Source organism: Pseudomonas kribbensis, assembly GCF_003352185.1.
Taxonomy (GTDB): Bacteria; Pseudomonadota; Gammaproteobacteria; order Pseudomonadales; family Pseudomonadaceae; genus Aquipseudomonas; species Aquipseudomonas kribbensis.
Window position 1 is genome coordinate 5,085,881 of the sequence record NZ_CP029608.1, and the last position, 17,362, is coordinate 5,103,242.

The 17,362-nt window shown below is 60.4% G+C and carries 14 protein-coding genes; 3 read left to right on the forward strand and 11 right to left on the reverse strand.

Translation table 11 applies throughout. The features are described from left to right. The first annotated feature begins 42 nt into the window (after positions 1 to 42). Positions 43 to 5,064: an NEL-type E3 ubiquitin ligase domain-containing protein gene (locus DLD99_RS23150; RefSeq protein ID WP_114885295.1), complete on the forward strand. Its 5,022-nt coding sequence runs from the start codon at positions 43 to 45 to the stop codon at positions 5,062 to 5,064. Positions 5,065 to 5,114: 50 nt separating this feature from the next. Here DLD99_RS23150 and DLD99_RS23155 read toward each other — a convergent pair whose 3' ends face one another. The 9 genes from DLD99_RS23155 to DLD99_RS23195 all read right to left on the reverse strand — a co-directional run bounded on the left by DLD99_RS23155 (position 5,115) and on the right by DLD99_RS23195 (position 14,460). Continuing rightward, on the reverse strand, positions 5,115 to 6,368 hold the full coding sequence (locus tag DLD99_RS23155; RefSeq protein WP_114885297.1) for a hypothetical protein: 1,254 nt from the start codon (positions 6,366 to 6,368) through the stop codon (positions 5,115 to 5,117). 45 nt (positions 6,369 to 6,413) lie between these two features. Further along, a complete protein-coding gene (locus DLD99_RS23160; RefSeq protein ID WP_114885299.1) occupies positions 6,414 to 6,917 on the reverse strand; it encodes a CS1 type fimbrial major subunit in 504 nt (167 codons plus the stop codon). A gap of 98 nt (positions 6,918 to 7,015) precedes the next feature. Then, on the reverse strand, positions 7,016 to 7,516 hold the full coding sequence (locus DLD99_RS23165; protein WP_114885300.1) for a fimbrial assembly protein: 501 nt from the start codon (positions 7,514 to 7,516) through the stop codon (positions 7,016 to 7,018). Positions 7,517 to 7,531: 15 nt separating this feature from the next. Then, positions 7,532 to 8,275, reverse strand: a complete 744-nt coding sequence (locus DLD99_RS23170) for a molecular chaperone (RefSeq protein ID WP_114885302.1) — start codon at positions 8,273 to 8,275, stop codon at positions 7,532 to 7,534. Positions 8,276 to 8,318: 43 nt separating this feature from the next. Then, a complete protein-coding gene (locus DLD99_RS23175; protein WP_114885304.1) occupies positions 8,319 to 9,542 on the reverse strand; it encodes a hypothetical protein in 1,224 nt (407 codons plus the stop codon). 42 nt (positions 9,543 to 9,584) lie between these two features. Next, positions 9,585 to 10,085, reverse strand: coding sequence for a CS1 type fimbrial major subunit (locus DLD99_RS23180; RefSeq protein ID WP_114885306.1), 501 nt, complete (start codon positions 10,083 to 10,085; stop codon positions 9,585 to 9,587). A 32-nt stretch (positions 10,086 to 10,117) separates the two neighbouring features. Continuing rightward, positions 10,118 to 11,338: a hypothetical protein gene (locus tag DLD99_RS23185; RefSeq protein WP_114885308.1), complete on the reverse strand. Its 1,221-nt coding sequence runs from the start codon at positions 11,336 to 11,338 to the stop codon at positions 10,118 to 10,120. 4 nt (positions 11,339 to 11,342) lie between these two features. Further along, positions 11,343 to 13,865, reverse strand: coding sequence for a TcfC E-set like domain-containing protein (locus DLD99_RS23190; RefSeq protein ID WP_114885309.1), 2,523 nt, complete (start codon positions 13,863 to 13,865; stop codon positions 11,343 to 11,345). A 103-nt stretch (positions 13,866 to 13,968) separates the two neighbouring features. Beyond that, positions 13,969 to 14,460 carry a CS1 type fimbrial major subunit gene (locus DLD99_RS23195; protein ID WP_114885311.1) on the reverse strand — a complete coding sequence of 164 codons (492 nt, stop codon included), beginning with the start codon at positions 14,458 to 14,460 and terminating at the stop codon, positions 13,969 to 13,971. A 505-nt stretch (positions 14,461 to 14,965) separates the two neighbouring features. Here DLD99_RS23195 and DLD99_RS23205 point away from each other — a divergent pair. Together DLD99_RS23205 and DLD99_RS23210 are read left to right on the forward strand one after the other, a co-directional pair. Continuing rightward, the gene (locus tag DLD99_RS23205) at positions 14,966 to 15,541 is read left to right on the forward strand and encodes a PadR family transcriptional regulator (RefSeq protein ID WP_114885315.1); all 576 of its coding nucleotides are present in this window, start codon (positions 14,966 to 14,968) and stop codon (positions 15,539 to 15,541) included. Beyond that, positions 15,538 to 16,323, forward strand: coding sequence for a siderophore-interacting protein (locus DLD99_RS23210; protein WP_114885317.1), 786 nt, complete (start codon positions 15,538 to 15,540; stop codon positions 16,321 to 16,323). Before DLD99_RS23205 ends, DLD99_RS23210 begins: the two co-directional genes overlap by 4 nt. 18 nt (positions 16,324 to 16,341) lie before the next feature. On the opposite strand, the gene DLD99_RS23215 is transcribed toward DLD99_RS23210, so the two are convergent. Then, on the reverse strand, positions 16,342 to 16,980 hold the full coding sequence (locus DLD99_RS23215) for a Pr6Pr family membrane protein (protein ID WP_114885319.1): 639 nt from the start codon (positions 16,978 to 16,980) through the stop codon (positions 16,342 to 16,344). Between the two features lies 1 nt (position 16,981). Then, positions 16,982 to 17,212: a VF530 family protein gene (locus tag DLD99_RS23220; RefSeq protein ID WP_007956650.1), complete on the reverse strand. Its 231-nt coding sequence runs from the start codon at positions 17,210 to 17,212 to the stop codon at positions 16,982 to 16,984. Positions 17,213 to 17,362 lie beyond the last annotated feature (150 nt).

The following is a 17,362-nucleotide window of genomic DNA, read 5'->3' on the forward strand; positions in this document are numbered from 1 at the left end:
AACGTTAGGCTCAATACTCCTGACTTATTCAAGGCTGTACCCATGACCGCAACAACCGAATACAAAGGGCAACATTACGAATTAATAAAATCGCGGATCGATCCGGTATTTACCGATATGAAACTGCATCACGGCGAAGCATTGAAAAAGATCAAACCGCGCCGTGAATCCTGGATGGTGCCGCAACTGGCCAGCGTCAACCGAAGCGCCTGGGCAGCCCGCAACGCTGCCGACAGGGCACTGGCCCGACTGAAAGACATTCACTCGTTTGCCGAACCGCTGCTCAAGGCCCGCTTGCGGGAAAAAACCGGCATCGATGTCGATATCAAAAATACGTTTCTGATGCTGTACCGCGAAGCCAGATCACCCTGGTACGTGATAGAGACCTTGAGTGGTTCATCCACAAGAAAAGTGTCATTACTCGAAGCCGCGTTGAACAACTTTTCTCAAAACGAAACTTACGCATCGAACTCCGCGTTTCTCGTCAAAAGAGAACATGTGAATGATCAATACGATATTTCGCCACTGGATCGACTGATGACCGTTGCCCAGTTCCAGACCCTGTGTCGCGAACTGGATATCGGCAGGCTTTATCAGGCACATCTTCAGGACATGCTGTTGAACGACGAGCCGACCGCACGCAGCTACGTGCAGTCACTGGTGGTGCAGAGCCAGAAGGCCGAACTCCGGGCGGCCGCACACATGGCGCTGGCAAAGAAAGACATCGACCGGGAAGGACTGCAATTGATTCGTGCCCTGCTCGACGGTCGCGCGGCACTCAGGTTTGGCCGGCAACCGATGGAGGCCTGCGAGCTGACCATCATGGACCTGAAGATGACCGGCATCCTGATCCTGCGCCCCGATCCGCAGCAGCCACTGTCCTCGTCGCGGATCATTGCCTACGTTCCGCACGACCCCGAACATCCGTTGAAGGAGTACGCCTCCCACTTTGAATTTCTCACGGAGCTGACCCGCCAGTTGCAGAAGAACGACACGCTGCCGTCCACCGGGAGCAGTTACTGGGAGTTCTTCAGCCAGTTTGTCGATCACCACCAGCGCGGGCATTTCTTCGCCGACCTCAAGCAGCGTCTGCTGCATGTGAAATGGTATCCACATGAACGCGGCGATCCACGGCCTTCCTGGCGCGAAACACCGGTCAGCAACCCCAACCTGCAATACGGTGCGACACCGGTCAGCGGAGCCTTGTGGAACACGCTCTATCAGCGCCAGCTGGACAAGATCCTCAACGATGCGCGCAACATCGCCGTGCCGACCGCGGATGCTGACCAGAACGCTCGCGCCGACTGGTGGGCAAACGTCTTCAGGATTGCCCAGGACATACTGAACGTGGCAGTGATGGTGGTCGCGCCATTCACTCCGGTTGTCGGCCTTGCAATGCTGGGCTACACCGCCTGGCAATTGACCAGTGAAGTCATCGAAGGGGTTGTGGATCTGACACTGGGCCATTGGGAAGAGGCGGCGGAGCATGTGGTGGGAGTGGTCAACGACGTCCTGCAACTGGCGGCTTTCGCCAGTGGCGCCCTGGTCGCCAGGCCGTTGCTGCTGAAGTTGTCGCCGCTGGTTGAAAACATGAAAGCCGTACGCTCGTTCGATGGCAGCACGCGCTTGTGGCACCCGGACCTCCAGCCGTACGAGCAGTCGCAACTGGCCTTGCCGGATAGCGCCAGACCGGATGCCCTGGGTCTGCACCAACATGCCGGCAAGACCGTTCTGCCGCTGGAGGGCAAGCACTACGCTGTCAGGTTCGATCGCGGCAGCGGTCACTACCGTATCGAGCACCCTTCCCGATCACAGGCTTACTCCCCGCGCCTGCAGCACAACGGTGCGGGGGCCTGGACTCACGAAGCCGAAATCCCGCATGACTGGGATGGCCCGCAATTGATGCGACGCCTGGGGCACTCGGTCGACGACTTCAGTGATGTCGAGCTGGAAAAAATGCGGCGCATCAGTGGCACGCCGATCGACGCATTGCGCCGGATGCACGTGGAGAACCGCCTGCCACCGCCGCTGCTCGAGGACACCCTCACCCGCACCAGGACGCGGAAGGAAACTAAAGCCATCGGCGAGCGCATTCGCAGCGGCCAGCCCTTGCCCCCGGATTCACACTGGTTTGACCGGATGGTCGCCGACCTGCCGGGCTGGCCGGCCGACAAGGCCCTCAAGGTCTGGCAAAACAATGATCTGACCGGCGCCTACCGGCAGTACGGCAACCCGCGTGCGTCCGACAGTCAGACGCTGTCCATCGGGATTGCCGACGTCATGGACAACCGGTTGCCCGAACGGCTGGTGGAGTTTCTCGACGACGCCGACATGCAGTCCCTGCTGGGCGGCAACCACCCGAAAGCCCGGCGGGCACAGGTGTTGCGCAACCGGCTGGCCGACGCCGTGCAAACCCGTGGCAGCGAAATCTTCGACTACCAGTACCGCTTGAGGAATCGTTCCAGCGATGCCGGGGCTCAGTTGATCCAGCGCCACTACACTCGCCTGTCGGCACGACTCGCCGAGTCGCTGGCAAGCGAGGCGACCGCCGCCGAGCACAACATCATGATCGAGCAACAGCGCATCCCCCTGCGCCTGAAGAGCCTGGCCCGGGAAATCGAGTTCGAGGTACTTGCCACCCGGGCCAACGAGGGGTTGCTTGATCCGGCCTGGCTGGTACCGGATACCGAACGTCTCGCCCTCGGAACCCTGAGGATCTACACCGACACCTTTGCGGATTTGCGCCTGGAGGTTCGCGAAGGCACTTACGACGGTCGGTTGCGCAGCAGCGCCGGCCCCGCTGATGCCCCGACAGTGCGCAGGTTGATCCGGGATGAACACGGACGTTATGAGGTGCGTGACAGCGCCCACAACAGGCTGCACGAAGCCGCCGGTTTTTTTGATGCCGTGCTGGCTGCCCTGCCCGACGACAAGCGCCGCGCCCTGGGTTATCGCCCGGGCCAGGGGCAAATGTTCAGGCAATGGGTGCTGCTCAGATCCGAAAAACCCGCCGAACGCCGGACATTGCTGGCCCGCCGCCCGATCCGCCCCTTTGTTCAACGGGAAACGGAACTGTTGCTGCGCGGCCCGAGGCTGTCCAGGGAGCCACTGAGCGTGGAAGATAAAGTCAGGAATCTCTATCCACACTTCACTGAAACAGAGGTAACGGCATTCACCCGCTCATTGCACGCCACCGGCGATCCACACTGGAAAATCGCGCGGCTTGAGAGTGAACTCATGACGCTGAAGGAAAAACTGGAAGGCTGGAGGCAGAGCTTCCTGAGCCATTGGGATGCCGACGGACCCGATGCCAGCCTGCCCCGCGCCTATCAAGAGTTTCAGCACAGAGGCGGGCGCTTTATCGCCGACCGCCTGCTGGAATGTTTCGAACGCAAAGCCGAAGTGTTCCAGGAACGCAGCATCAGCCTTGAGAGCGGCTACGCGCTGGACTTGTCGAAAGAGATGCTGCCCCATGACCTTCAGCACTGGTGGGGGCAGTTGCCGGACGGCCTCAAACCCTGGCTCGATCAGGTCACGACACTGAACCTGGACGGCCAGGGATTCTCTTCGGCCGCCAACGGACTGTTGAAGGACTTCCCTCAACTGCGCCAGTTGAGCGCCAGACACTGCGGTCTCAAGACCCTGCCGGCCAGCATCGGGCAGATGCCGCGCCTGGAAACCCTGCGCCTGAGCAACAACCAGCTGCAACTGACGCCCGCCAACGCGCAGCAGCTGAACACACTGACACGGCTGGAAACCCTGCGGCTGGACAACAATCCCGTCAGCATGCCCCTGTCGGTCGGGCGCATGCCGAGGTTGCGGGTCCTGAGCCTGATCAATACACAGATCGATGCCTGGCCGCTGGGCCTGTTCGATGTTCCCCGCCCCCGAGGGTTCTTTCTCGACCTGGGCAACAATCCCCTCAGATACATCCCCGAGGTACGGCCCGGTTCCGATGAGGCTTATCTGATCGCACGCACGCGCGTTCATCTGGAGCAACTGACCCGACGGGCACGCTCCACTTACGAGCGTTATCGCAGATCCGTGGGCCTTCGCCCGTCACAGAGTTACGCGACGGTTGCCGAAGACTTGCTGGAGCAATGGCCGGTTTCCGTGGACACCGCACTGGCTGATGAAACGCCCGGCATCGGGACGCTTCGCCCGGAAGCCTGGCACGATCTGGCAAGTGAACCCGGCTCCGACGGATTCTTCCAGGTGCTGCAGGGGCTGACCCGTTCTGCCGATTACGAACAGGGTGGCGAGGCACTGGATCAGTTGACCGACCGTGTCTGGCGCATGATCGACGCCATGGACATCGACACCCGGCTGCGCGAAGAACTGTTCCTGATGTCGACTGACCCCGAAGGTTGCGAAGACGCCGGCGCCCAGCTGTTCAACAGCATGGGAATACGCGTGCTGGAATCGGAAGCTCGCATTTTTTCCCGCTCGCCCGAGGAGCTTGAACGCCGCTTGGTGACACTGGCCAAAGGCGCTGCGCGACTCAGGCAGGTCAATGAGATCGCCCGGGCCGATATCGCGAACCGGCAGGGCGAACCCGACGAGGTGGAAGTCCATCTCGCCTATGAGACCGGCCTGGCCAGACGGCTTGAACTGCCCTGGCAATCCGAAGCGATGAGATTCCGGCAGGTCGCCGGGGTCAGCGAGGCAACCATCGATGCCGCCGGCGACAGGATTCTCGACAGGGAAGCCGGTGACGGTCTGATCGAGCAGATGCTCGACCAGCCTTTCTGGGATCGTTACCTGCGTGAAACCTGGCCGGGAGAAATCGAAGCCAATACCCGCGCGCATCAGGAGAAGATCGATCTGCTGATCGATTTGCAGGCGGCCCAGGCGCGCTGGGTCGAAGGAAACGGCCGCTCACCCGGGCTCAGACAGACCATCGCTGAACTGGCGCAGCAACTGTCCATACCCGAGGAACTGCTTTTCACAACGGAAAAAATGAGTCAGAAGACCTTCGACGCCTGGCTTGAAAGTATCGGCCGGCAGGAGAAGGTACTTAATAAACGACTGACTCGCGAGGCCATGGCGCGTGCCGGGATCTGATCCGTCCGGTCGTCTGAAGGCAGCCAGCCCGGCTGCCTTCAGACGCGACCCTAGACCTCCGAATCCCAGATCACCGTGACATTGCCGGCATAACGTCTGGCCTGACCGGGCTGCAGCATTTGCTCGACGTAATCCCTGGGGATTTCGAAATGCAGCGTGCCCGCCGCCCGGTCCAGAAACCGCCCCGGCTGAAAGCCCGGAGCGTCCGGGCTGGCGCTCAGCGGCCGGCGGCGTACTGGCTGTCCGGCGTTGTCGGTGATGCTGTCGGGCAGACTGATGCTGACGAATACCTGCGCCGGCGTGGCACCGCCCTCCGAATCCCGTAGCCCGCAGGACTGCGCACCGCCGTACTGACACTCCAGGAACATCTTGAACCGCGACGAGGAAGAAATATTGAAGGTCTGGTCGCGAAACAACCGCGCCGGTTTTCGCCCCTGTTGCAACCAGGCCAGCCAGCCGCCCTCGGGCACCAGCACCACTTTGTTGCCGCCGGGGGGAATATCGACTTTCAGGACATGCTGGACATCCAGCACGAATCTGAAGGTCACGTCCGAGCCGTCCGGCAGCAGATTGTCTCCGGCGTCGATGTCCATGCCCGGCCCGACACCGTAGGCCAGCTGACCGGAGTACAGGCCGGCGGACATCTTCAACGGGTCCGGCATGCGCAATTCGTAGCCCACGTCCAGATAGCCATAGGACATCCAGGGAATCATGAACGCGGCCCGTTTGGCGCAGACGCCTTCGGCCGGCGTCTTCCAGAAGAAGCGGAAAAAGTCCGGCCCGTGAGACGGCATCGCCCCGGGCCGGCAAGGCAGCGGCGCGACGCCCCAACTGGTGCCCCACAGTTTGTAGTGCGCCTGCTGGTCGTCGGTTTCGCCGGTCAGGTTGGCGGCCGTGTCGCTCAGTACGTACTGGGATCCGAACCCGCCGATGCGCATGTCCACCGTCGCAGTCTCGCCGGTGAAGACATTGGTGACCATCAGGCTGCGCCACTGCGCCGGCATGTTGAACATCGCGCCATTGCGCTCGGATGAGCCCGGCTCCAGTGCCTGTACCGAAGCGAACCGCAGCGGCAGGCGAACGCCCGACAACGGCTTGCAATCATTGGGATAGGTGGCGCAGTAGCCGCTCTGCGGTGTCTGGTTGATGAACGCATTGGCCTGCGGATTGGCAGGATCCGGAACGTAGACCGCGCGGATTTCCTGAGTCACTGCGTGTGAGGTCGAGCAGATCAGACAGCCATAGAGGGCGGCCGACCACTTTGTCTTGCGTGATGTGTTGGATGTTCGCAACCCTGAAACCATTACCAGCTCCTTGCTCAGCAATCGGTCTTGTTGTTGGTTCAACGATCAACCCGTCGGGGCTGCCACATTGAAAATGATGTTGACGGTGCCGTAGTAGTCGCCCGGCGTATAACCGTCGGGATGGACCCGGGGCTCGATCTCCAGGCGCACCCTCTTGCCCGCCACGGCCTCCTCGCGGGACACCACCTGGATCGGTACCGGATGATGGCTCAGCTCCGTACCGTTGAAGGTGACACGCAAACTGATGTCATCCCGCGAATCCTGGCCGCTGGAGAGAATGGGGAAACTTTCGAGACGGGCTTCGATGGCACTGCTGTCGGTACGCACATCGAAGTTCTTGCGCAAGCCGCCGAGGGTCGAAGTGGCAATGTCCCAGGGCAGTGTCTGCTGATGATGTATCCAGTCCGGTTCACTCGGTATCACATAAAATTCCAGGACCGGAATATCCACCGAGACTTCAAAAATGTGCTTCTCCTGCGCCGCGAATACGCCTCCGGCCATCGGGGTCGAAACGCCCACGGACACGGCAATGACCGCTTGCTTGATCATGTCACTTCCCTTTGCGTCGATAAGGAAGCCGCCTCCCTGACGGCTCTCCTGAATGGCGATGGCTGCGATCCTTCCCTTATCGATCGCGGCCGTCGCCGTTATGCTCCGGGGGCTCTGGCGTTGAACAGCACCAGAACGTTGCCGAAGTATTCTCCCGCCCTGTAGCCGCCGACCGGTTTGACCGGGTCGATCTGCAACGGCACCCGCATGCCGGCTGCCGCCTCCGACTTCGACAGCACCTGACGAAAAACCGGATCGGCACTCAGCTCCACGTTGTTGAAGCGCACGCGCAGAGCGATGGTTTCACCGGGTTTGCCCGTCGACAGGTAAGGCGCACTGTCCAGACGCGCCTCGATGGCGCTGGTGTCATGCCGCACATCGAAGTTCTTGCTGAAGCCGCCGAGGGTCGAGTCCGGTAAGTTCCACACCAGTTGCTGCGGCCGGTGAATCCAGTCGGGCTCCGACGGCAGAATGTAGAACGACTGGCTGGGGATCGTCAGCGTGACCTCGAAGTTGAGCGTTTCCCTCGCCGCCCATGCCGTACCGATATTCAACACGGTGATTGCCGCCAGCACGACGGCCATACAATGCTTGTTCATGTCGTTTCCTGGGTATCAGCGGCTGACGACCTTGAGATCCTGCCTGCGCTCGCCTTCCACGAGTTTGAAGCGGTATTCGCGGCCCTTCTCCTTGTCGAAGGCAAACGTGCGACCGGCCATGACGTGGTGTTTGACGGTCGCACCGCAGTCGGTTTCCTTGTCCAGCGAGCAGCTCTTGAATTCATCGACCACGACCACCGTGTTGCCGTTGTTGCGCACTTCATACCGATTGCCGGTGTCGTTGAGGACAGTGTCGTAGCGGGCATCTTTGGGACGTACGAAAAACACCGTGCCGAATCCGGTCATCACGTTGACGCCCGCCGAGAGGGTCTTCTTGTAGTCCTCGCGCTCTTCGCCGGAGACCACGAAATCGTCTTCCTTCTCCGGCACCACCGGCACGAAACGCACCCGGAAATAGCGCTCCCGTTCGCGCTCGCCCATGTACAGCAGACGGGTGCCCTGCATGCCCTGGGCCGGGATGATCAGCCGCGCCGGGCTGGCCATCAGACCGTTGCGCGAGGCCCCGTCGGCAGCGCTGGTGACCGGAACTTCCCTGGGTTGACCGCCTTCGTCGTAGACAATTTCCAGCACGTTGACCTTGACGAACGCAGTGCTGTCACCGCTGTTGAACACCCGTTTCAGGTAGGTGCTTTTTTCGCCGTCCAGGTAGTCGTACACCGTACCCACATTGATTTGCGGTCCGGCATTGGCCGTTGTCCAGAACAGCGTGCACAGCGACAGTAAAAACAGGCGAGTCATCGTCTAAACCTCATGAAAAATAAAAGGGACCCGTGATGGGGGATCAGGCTTCCGAATCGAAAATGATCGTGGCATCGCCCGTCAGCGTGCCGTTCATGCCGGGCTTCAGAAAATCCAGAAACCTGGGGGAAATGAAGAAGCGCAACATGCCCTGCTTGCGATCGATATAGCGGCCGGGTTCAAACGGACCGAGCCAGGTGTTGTACTCAAGCGTGCTGGACCAGCCGTCGGCACCACCGGGCCCCACAATGCCGGGCGGCATCGTGAGCCGGATCTGAAACTTGGAATAACCCACCTGGTTGTTGCCGATGTTGCAGTCCGGCCCTCCCAGGGAACTGCACTGCAACATCACCTTGAACCGCGATGACGACGACAGGAAAAACGGTTGATTGCGAAAGATCTCGGTGGGTCTGCGGCCGCCGTCGATCCAGCGCTGCCAGCCGCCTGCGGGCTCCAGGACAACCTTGTTGCCGCCGGGAGGCAGATCGACTTTCAACGTGTGTTGCACGTCGAGGGTGAAGTTCAAGGTCAGGCTGCCATCGTTGGGCTGCATTCCCGGTCCCATTTCGAAATCCCCGCCGGGGCCGAGGGTGTAGGTCAACGCACCGGTATAAAGCCCGGAAGACATGACCAAGGGATTGGGCATGCGCAATTCATAAACAAAATCGACCGTGTTGAAGGACATCTCCGCGAGCCGGTAGCGTTGATCAAGCCTCTTCTGGCACCAGCCTTCCTGAGGCGTATTCCAGAAAAATCGATAGGTGGTAGGCGTGTACGCATTCTGCTGCGTGCCCCAATTGCAGTTAGAGCCTGGAGCATCCCAGCGTCCGGTGGTCCAGAGCCTTTTGTGCCCTTCGAAGTCAGAGCCTGGCAACCCCACCAGATAGCCGGCCGGATAGCTCAGAACATATTCCGAGCCGATCCCGCTGATGCGTACCTCGACGGTTTCGCTTTTCTGCGTCACTGGATTGGTGACTGTCAGTGACCGCCAGTTGGCCGGAACCTTGAACCCCACCTCCTGGTTACCATTGATGGCACGCACAGAGTCAAACCGGACCGGCACCCGGAAACTGTACCGGTTGCCGGCGGCACAATCGGCGGGATAACTCGTGCAGTACCCGGTGCTCGGTGTCTTGTTGACGAATACGTTCTTGCCCGGTTGCGCAGGATCCGGCTGATACAGTGCCCTGATTTCCTGATTCGCCGCTTCCGCCGCAGGTAACGCCAGCACCGCCAGCAATCCCAGCCAGGCTGTTGTCCTTTTCATGTTTTCAATCCATTTGTCATTCAGTCGAGTTGTCGCGTGGCCCTATTCGCCGGGCGCTCTGGCGTTGAACAGCAGCATGACGCTGCCGGCGTAATCGCCCGGCCGGTAACCGCCGGGAGGTTTCACTGGCTGGATTTCAAGCAGCACACGACTACCTGCGGCCGCGTCGGCACGGGACACCACTTCCCTGGGCTGGATGTCCGGGCTCAACTCCACACCGTTGAAACTGACCCGCAGCGGGATGTCTTCACCGGACCTGCCATTGGACAGATAAGGCTCACCGTCGAGGCGAGCCTCGATGGCGCTGGTGTCATGCCGCACATCGAAGTGCTTGCGCAGCCCACCCATGGTCGCGTTCGCGACACTCCAGGACAGTTGTTGTGGCCGGTGAATCCAGTCCGACTCGGTGGGGACGATGTAGAACGGCCGCTTCGGCACCGATACGAATACCTCGAAGGTGCGCTCCTCGCGAGCCGCCCACGCCCCGTGACTCATTGCCCCGGCCACGGCCAGCAACGCGCCGGCAACCCAATGCTTGTTCATGTTCAATCCCTGTTCCCGCTCGCAGAGGAAGGTCAGACTTCGGAATCCCAGATCACGGTGAAATTGCCTTTGAAAGGACGTTCTCCATAGCTGTCGATCACAAATTTGGTGTGCTGTGCGTTCATGTTGAAATGCAGGGTTCCCGGCTTGCGATCGACATAGGTGCCGACGTGGATCACACCGGTCGGCACATGGGTCACCGGCAGGTTCCTGACCGGCCGTCCACTACTGTCGGTCATCCCGTCGGGCAAGCTGACGGACACTGTGACTTCGGCCTTGTAGGTGGTGGGAGGTTGACGATCGGAGACTGCACAACCGTTGTTCAACCGGTCTTCACATTCCAGCTTCATGGTGAATCTCGACGAAGCCGAGATATGGAACATTTGATCGCGGAACAGCCGCACCGGATGTCGCCCCTGATCCAGCCAGCTCTGCCAGCCGCCCGGCGGCTCAAGCACGACCTTATCGCCGCCCGGCGGAATATCCACCTTCAGCACATGCTGCACGTCCAGCACAAAATCCAGGGTCAGGTTGTTGTCATTCGGGACCATCATCGGCCCCATCTGGAAGTCGCCGCCGGGGCCAATGGTGTAGGTGTGTGAGCCGCCATACAGTCCGGATGACATGCCCAGCGGATTGGGAGTACGCAGTTCGTAGGCAAAATCGAGGGTGTCGAATGACATCGACGGTATCCGGTAAGCGGCGACTTTGCTGCAAGCCGCTTCGACGGGGGCTTTCCAGAAAAACCGATAGGTATCGGGGGAATACCATCCCACTCCGCTGTACTGGCAAGGTGACGGTGCATAGACCCAACTGCTGCTGGTCCAGAGTTTCTGATGCCCTTCGAGAATGTCCGAGACCCCCACCAGGTTCGCTGCAGAGTCGCTCAGGATAAATCTCGAACCAATGCCGATGATTCGCACTTCGACAGTTTCGGACTCGCCGGTTTCCCGATGAGTGACGGTCAGTTGCCGCCAGTTGGCGGGCACCTTCAGATCCATGGCATCGCCGGGATTGATTGCGCGGGTGGACTCGAAACGCACCGGCAATTGAATGCTGAACATATTGTTGTCCGTGCACTGAGCCGGATCGAGGGTGCAATAACCACTGTTCGGCGTCTTGTTGACGAACACATTCTTGTTCGGCTGCGAGGAATCCGGCTGGAACAGCGCGCGGATTTCCTGATTGACGGCCTCGGCCGACGGCAGGCACAAAGCCGCCAGCAGGCCCAGACAGTACGAAGTCTTTTTCATGGTCTCAACCCGCCTTCTGTTCGGTGGATGCGAGATCGGCCAGGGTGTCCGGCGTGCAGCGCAGGTCACCGATCATCAGCACATTGTTTTCGCTGCGATGCTCTTTCTCGTTGAGGCGGAACTGACACAGCAGGCTGTTCTCCCGACGCACCTCAAGGGTCGGCGAGCCGGCGTTCATTTCCATCGAGAAAAACCCGTCGACCTCCGTGACCCCGCGACTGGCGTGGTTGATCACGTGATGGCCCCTGAGCGGCCGGCCCTGTGCATCCACCAGACGGCCGAGCACAGTGAGAGTCTTCATCACCCGGATGTGCCGGTAGTCCACGCCGCCCTTGTTCAGGTGATAGCGGGTACGGGCAGGAGCGATGGTCGCAGCGGGCACATGGTTGCCCTCGAAGTCGAAGCTCACGGAGCTGTTCTGGTACGCAGTCAGCGGGATGAAATTGCGCCCCGGCTTCAAGGCCGCACCGCCGCCACTGAGATCGTCCGCACGCAGGGCGATGCCGTCGATGTCCGACTCCACGTCAACGATCATGCCGGCACCGCGCATCTCGTATTCGCTGGTCATCAGCATCTTTTCTCCGCCCATCACCAGGGTGCTGTCGAGGTTGAGGCCGCCGGTCAGCTTGTTGTTATAGGACGAACGCTGGACGAACCCGTCGCCATTGACCGCGTCGGTGCGGAAATTGGCCAGGCTCGACAGGCCCATCCCATAGGTGTCGGTCAATGCCGTCACCGAAACGTTTTGCAGCACGTGATCCTTGAAGTCCTTGCGCCAGCCCAGCGAGGCGTTGTTGTCGCGGCCGCCATCGCGATCGGTGCGCGAACCGATGCTGCCGGTGAGTTGCTGACCCGGCCCGCCGATGGCCAGGTTCAGGCTCAGATCGACGCCACGGCTGCGATCATCTCCACTGCTGAAACTGCCCGGCCGGTCGAACAGCGACAGGCGCCAGTTGGCGTCGTTACCGAACAGCACCGCCCGCCGGTTCCAGCCCAGATCCACGCCGACGCCTTCGACATTGCCCTCACTGTGGGCGACCCGCGCATTGAAAGAGTTGCGTTGATCGAGGCGATGGTTGATCGCCAGCGAAGAGTTGCTGGTCTGGCCGACGAACACATTGCGTTGGCGCACCCGCGTACCGTCGGGCAGGGTGTCGTATTGATAGGTGGTGTCCAGCCAACTGCGGTTATGGCTGAGGATCAGGCTGCCGGCGCCGTAGTTGTAGAGGCTTTGCAGATCCAGGCCCGTGCCGTAATCCCGGGTCTGGTAGACGTTGGCATACAGACTGAGATGGTTGGCCAGGGTCCAGTCGATGGACGTGCCGTACTGCAGTTTTTCCCGGATCTGGCGTGCCGACAGCCCGAGAATCACCCGCGGATGCGCCAGGTAGTTGATCGACGCGCCTGCCGTGGGACTGCCGCTGGCCTGTTGATCCCAGTTGCTGAGCAGCTTGCTCTCTTCGCCGGCGAACAGGTTGTAGCGCCAGCGCTCGTCGAGGTTGCGCCAGTTGTTCGGCTTGTAGACCAGCTCCTGGGTGGTGGAGGTGATCTGTCCGTCTTCGATCAGCCGCACTTCCACTTCATAGATACCGCCGGGCAGCGGCCGGGTATCCAGGGTCTGCAACCCGGCGGGCACCGACTGGGTATTGATCAGCAGGCCGTCGCGATAGATCTCCACCGACCCCTGACGGTTGGCGGTGACATAAATCGGGTAGACGCTGGGCATCGCATTGTTGATGGCCAGACTGTCGGAGCTGCCGTACATCACACCGACCGCCGTATCGGGGCTGGTGCCGAACGTTCGCGGCTGACGGGTCAGGCCTTCGGAATTGGGGGTGAAATAACCCAGGCGAAAGAAGCTGCCTTGCAGCTCGCGCTGGGTGTAAAGCTCGTGCACGGCGTGGTACAGCTTGTCGTCGGGGCCGCCCATGCGTGCCAGTTGCATGTTGAACGTCTGGCTCCAGTTGCCCAGGCTGCCACTGGCCTCCAGGCCATAGCGCCCGCCCAGATCCTGATCCTGACCACCATTGAGGTTGAGCTGGTTGCGCACCATCAGGCCGCTACTGCCTTCCAGTGGCTGATCGTGAAAACGCTTGGCCTCGAGATCGCGCTCGGCATGGCGGGTGAGGATCGAGACCAGGGAGCTTTCCAGGTTGTAATGCACTGCCAGCACGTCATTCGGGCACGTACCGCTGCAATCGCCCAAGGGCACGCCGGGCTTGAGATACGCCGCCCATTGTTCCCGCTCGGCAGGGCTGTAGCGGTTTTCGCTGGTATCGGTGAATTCGAGCAGGGTGATGCGGTCATCGCGCGACAGCACCACCAGAGCCTCGCCCAGTGGCTGCTGGTCTAGCTCGACCCGCACGGCCAGGGGCACGTCAAAGAAATGCTCCTCGAAATCCGCCGGCAAACCTTTGGCTTGCGCCAGCAGACTGCGGGGTGTCGAACCCGCGGAAACAGGGGCCGCCGTCGCACCGGCACAAAACAGCAGCGCAAGCGCGACCGCGATGGGTGTCATCGGGAACATGAACTCTTACTCTGATTTCGAACAAGTTGAAGTCCGGCGGGACATTCGGGGAATGGTTGTCCCGCCGGGAAACGCTACCGGGCAGTCAGCGCGGATCGCCCGATCAATGCGTGAGGACGGGTGGTACGGCGTCGAAGGTCATCGCGACAGTACCGGTGTAATCACCCGGGTTGAACGTGGTGCCCTTGGCGCTGATCTTCAGCGGTGCGCGATAGTTCACATCGGACTCGGACTCGCCCACGACCATTTGCGGAGTCTGGGTCAGCACCTTGTTGTTGAACGAAACTTCCAGCGGAATGGTGGCGCTTCCATAGATCAATTGCGGAACACTTTCCAGGCTGGCGTGAACCGAACCGTTGTTGTTGCGCACGTCAAAGAAGCCGTTGATCTCACGCATCTGGCCGGTGCTTGGCTGAAAGCTCATGTCCTGGTCCTTGTTGACCAGATCCGCATCGGTCGGCACCACGTAGAAACCATTGGTCGGCACATGGGCGATGAGGTTGATGGAGTGGCGCGCCTCACCGGCAGCGAAGGTCACGGAAGAGCCCAGTGCCAGGGCGGCGAGAGAAGCGGTGATTGCGATTTTCTTGAACATCGATCAGTACCTGTTTTCTTTTTTAAGGAATCGAAACATTGAAATTCAGGTCACACCGGCCGATAAGGCCTGAAACACAGAAGTTCAACGCCGGGGCATGATCAACGCTTGCCAACAGGATGTAAGCAGGCAACTTCCCACGAACTTGTAGTTCAACAACCTCGCAATTCGAAAGAAAAAACATCGAAAAACATGAATTTTAAAAAGTGACTGTAAGCAATACCTTACCCACAGCTTTAAAGAAAAAACGTTACAGCACTTTCAACAATACCAGCCGGCACTTTCTCTGCTTTTTAGAATATAAACTCGACTGTCAATAGAGTGATAGCTTTAACTTTATGGTTATTCTTTTCTGGATAAATCAATCCTCCCTTTTCATGCCGCTGCCCTCCTTCCGCGCTCATTGACCACTCGTCAGCTGCCATTTCCTCTCGGGCAAAAAAGCCTTGCCCAGTCGTAAAGATATATCTTACGTTGTATCTAAACATGACGAGAGAAGACTGAAATGAGAGACCATCATTCCCCCCACCGCGACCACGGCGACAGTCGTGACGGCTTCGAAAAACGCCACGGCCGCGAGCGCGGCGGACGCGGCCCGCGGGTATTCGCCCCCGGCGATCTGAAATTGCTGCTGCTGGCATTGATCGCCGAGCAGCCATGCCACGGCTACGACCTGATCCGCCAGATCGAAACCATGTTCGACGGCGCCTACAGCCCCAGCCCCGGCGTGATCTACCCGACCCTGACGTTTCTCGAAGAAAGCGAAATGATCACCGGCGATGCCGAGGGCGGCAAAAAGCGTTACGCAATCACCGATGCCGGTCGCCAATCGCTGAGCGAACAGGCCGTGGCCCTCGACGGCGTGCGTATGCGTATCGACGTCAGCAAGCGCTCATTGCGCGGCCACGACCGGCCGCCGGAAATCCATGAAGCGGTGCACAACCTGCGTCATGCGCTGCAAATGCACCACGGGCGCTGGAGCCCGGAAGAAATCCTGCGGGTGCGCGACCTGCTCAACGACACCGCCAAAGCCATCGTCGACGGCCCCGCCGTTCAACCTGCTCCGGAGAAAGCCGAATGACTGAAGTCCAGACCCAAGGCATCCACCGTGTGATGCATGAAATCAAACGCCGTCGCCTGGAAGTGTTGCGCGTGGTCGACCTGACCCCGCGCATGCGCCGTATCACCCTCGGCGGGCCGGAACTGGCCGGGTTCATCAGCCTGGGCACTGACGACCACGTCAAACTGCTGTTCCCGCAGAACGCCGAGCAGACCGCCGCGCTGGAAACCCTGGTGCTCGGCGCCGGCAAAAGCGACGTGCCGATGCCCGAGATGCGCGACTACACACCGCGTCGTTATGACCTCGACAAACTGGAGCTCGACATCGACTTCGTCCTGCACGGCGACGGCCCTGCCTCGACCTGGGCCGAACAGGCGAAACCGGGGCAGTTCCTGCACATCGGCGGCCCGCGTGGCTCGATGATCGTGCCGGACATCTTCGACAGCTACCTGCTGATCGGCGACGAAACCGCCCTGCCCGCCATCGCCCGCCGCCTCGAAGGCCTGGCGGCCAATCGCAAGGCGCTGGTGGTGGTCGAAGTGGAAAACGGCAAGGAACAGCAGGCGCTGGAAAGCGCGGCGCAGGTCAACGTGATCTGGGTGTTGCGCGGTGCGAACAAGGACAGCCTGCTGACCACCGTGAAGCAGTTGCAGGTGCCCAAGGGCAATCTGTATGCGTGGGTGGCGACGGAAACGAAAGTCTCGCGGCAGATCCGCCGGGTGCTGCTCGATGAGCACGGGCTGGACGAGCAGTTCGTCAAAGCCGTCGGTTACTGGCGCGCAGAAGGCACCGAAGAGGAGTGAATTCGAGCGGCGGCGCTGCTAAAGGCGCCGCCCCTTCCAGCGATCAATCCCGATCACCAGCAACGCAATCAGCACAAATCCCGCCAGAATCCCCCCGGCATTGACGAACACCTGTGGATAACCCAGCAGTGCCACGTCAATGAACGGATACGCGTAAGCCCCCAGCAGATGCCCGCGCAACAGCGCATAAGCGAAGTACACCAGCGGATAGATCAGCCACAGCGGCAGATGCTTCAGACGCAAGCTGCCCTTCGGCACGCACACCCACCAATAGGCCAGGAATAGCAGCGGCATCACGTCGTGGAGCAATTCGTCAGCGATAAACTGCCAACCCTGCGGATGCCACAGATGCCGCAGCAGAATGCTGTAGGCCAGGCCCACCACCGCAATACTGACGGCAATCCCGCTGCTGACCCAGGGTTGCAGAAACCAGCGGCGCGCAGCGGATTCGCGATCCGTCACCGCGCAGGTCAGCACCACCGCCACCAGGGTGTTGGTGATCACGGTGAAGTAACTGAAGAAACTCACCAGCCCGCCCAGCAGACTGGCGCCGACACTCAGGCGCGCAAAGAAAATCAGGTACAGCTGAATCGCCAGCCCGGCCCAGCCCAGCACCGCAGCCGAAGTGATCAGGCGTCGCCGCAGCACGGCGTTCATCTCAGAGCGGACGCTTGGTGCGCATCAGCTTCACGTATAGCCGCTCGACCTTTTCCCGCGCCCATGGCGTCTTGCGCAAAAAGGTCAGGCTCGACTTGATGGTCGGATCGCTCTTGAAGCAACGGATGTCGATGCGCTCGGCCAGGCCCGACCATTCGTAATGGGTCACCAGTGCATTGAGGATCTGTTCGAGAGTCACGCCGTGCAGCGGATCGGGGTTGTGGTCGTTCATGCCGGGCCTTTGGGCGAAGTGAAAATGCAGAAGCCGCGCACCTTAGCCGAGGGGCTGTGCCGGTGGAAGGCCTTCCTTCAAATGTAGGTGAACCGTGCAAGATCGCAGGCTCCGTCGACACCGGCAATGTGATCGATTGCCGCACTGTTA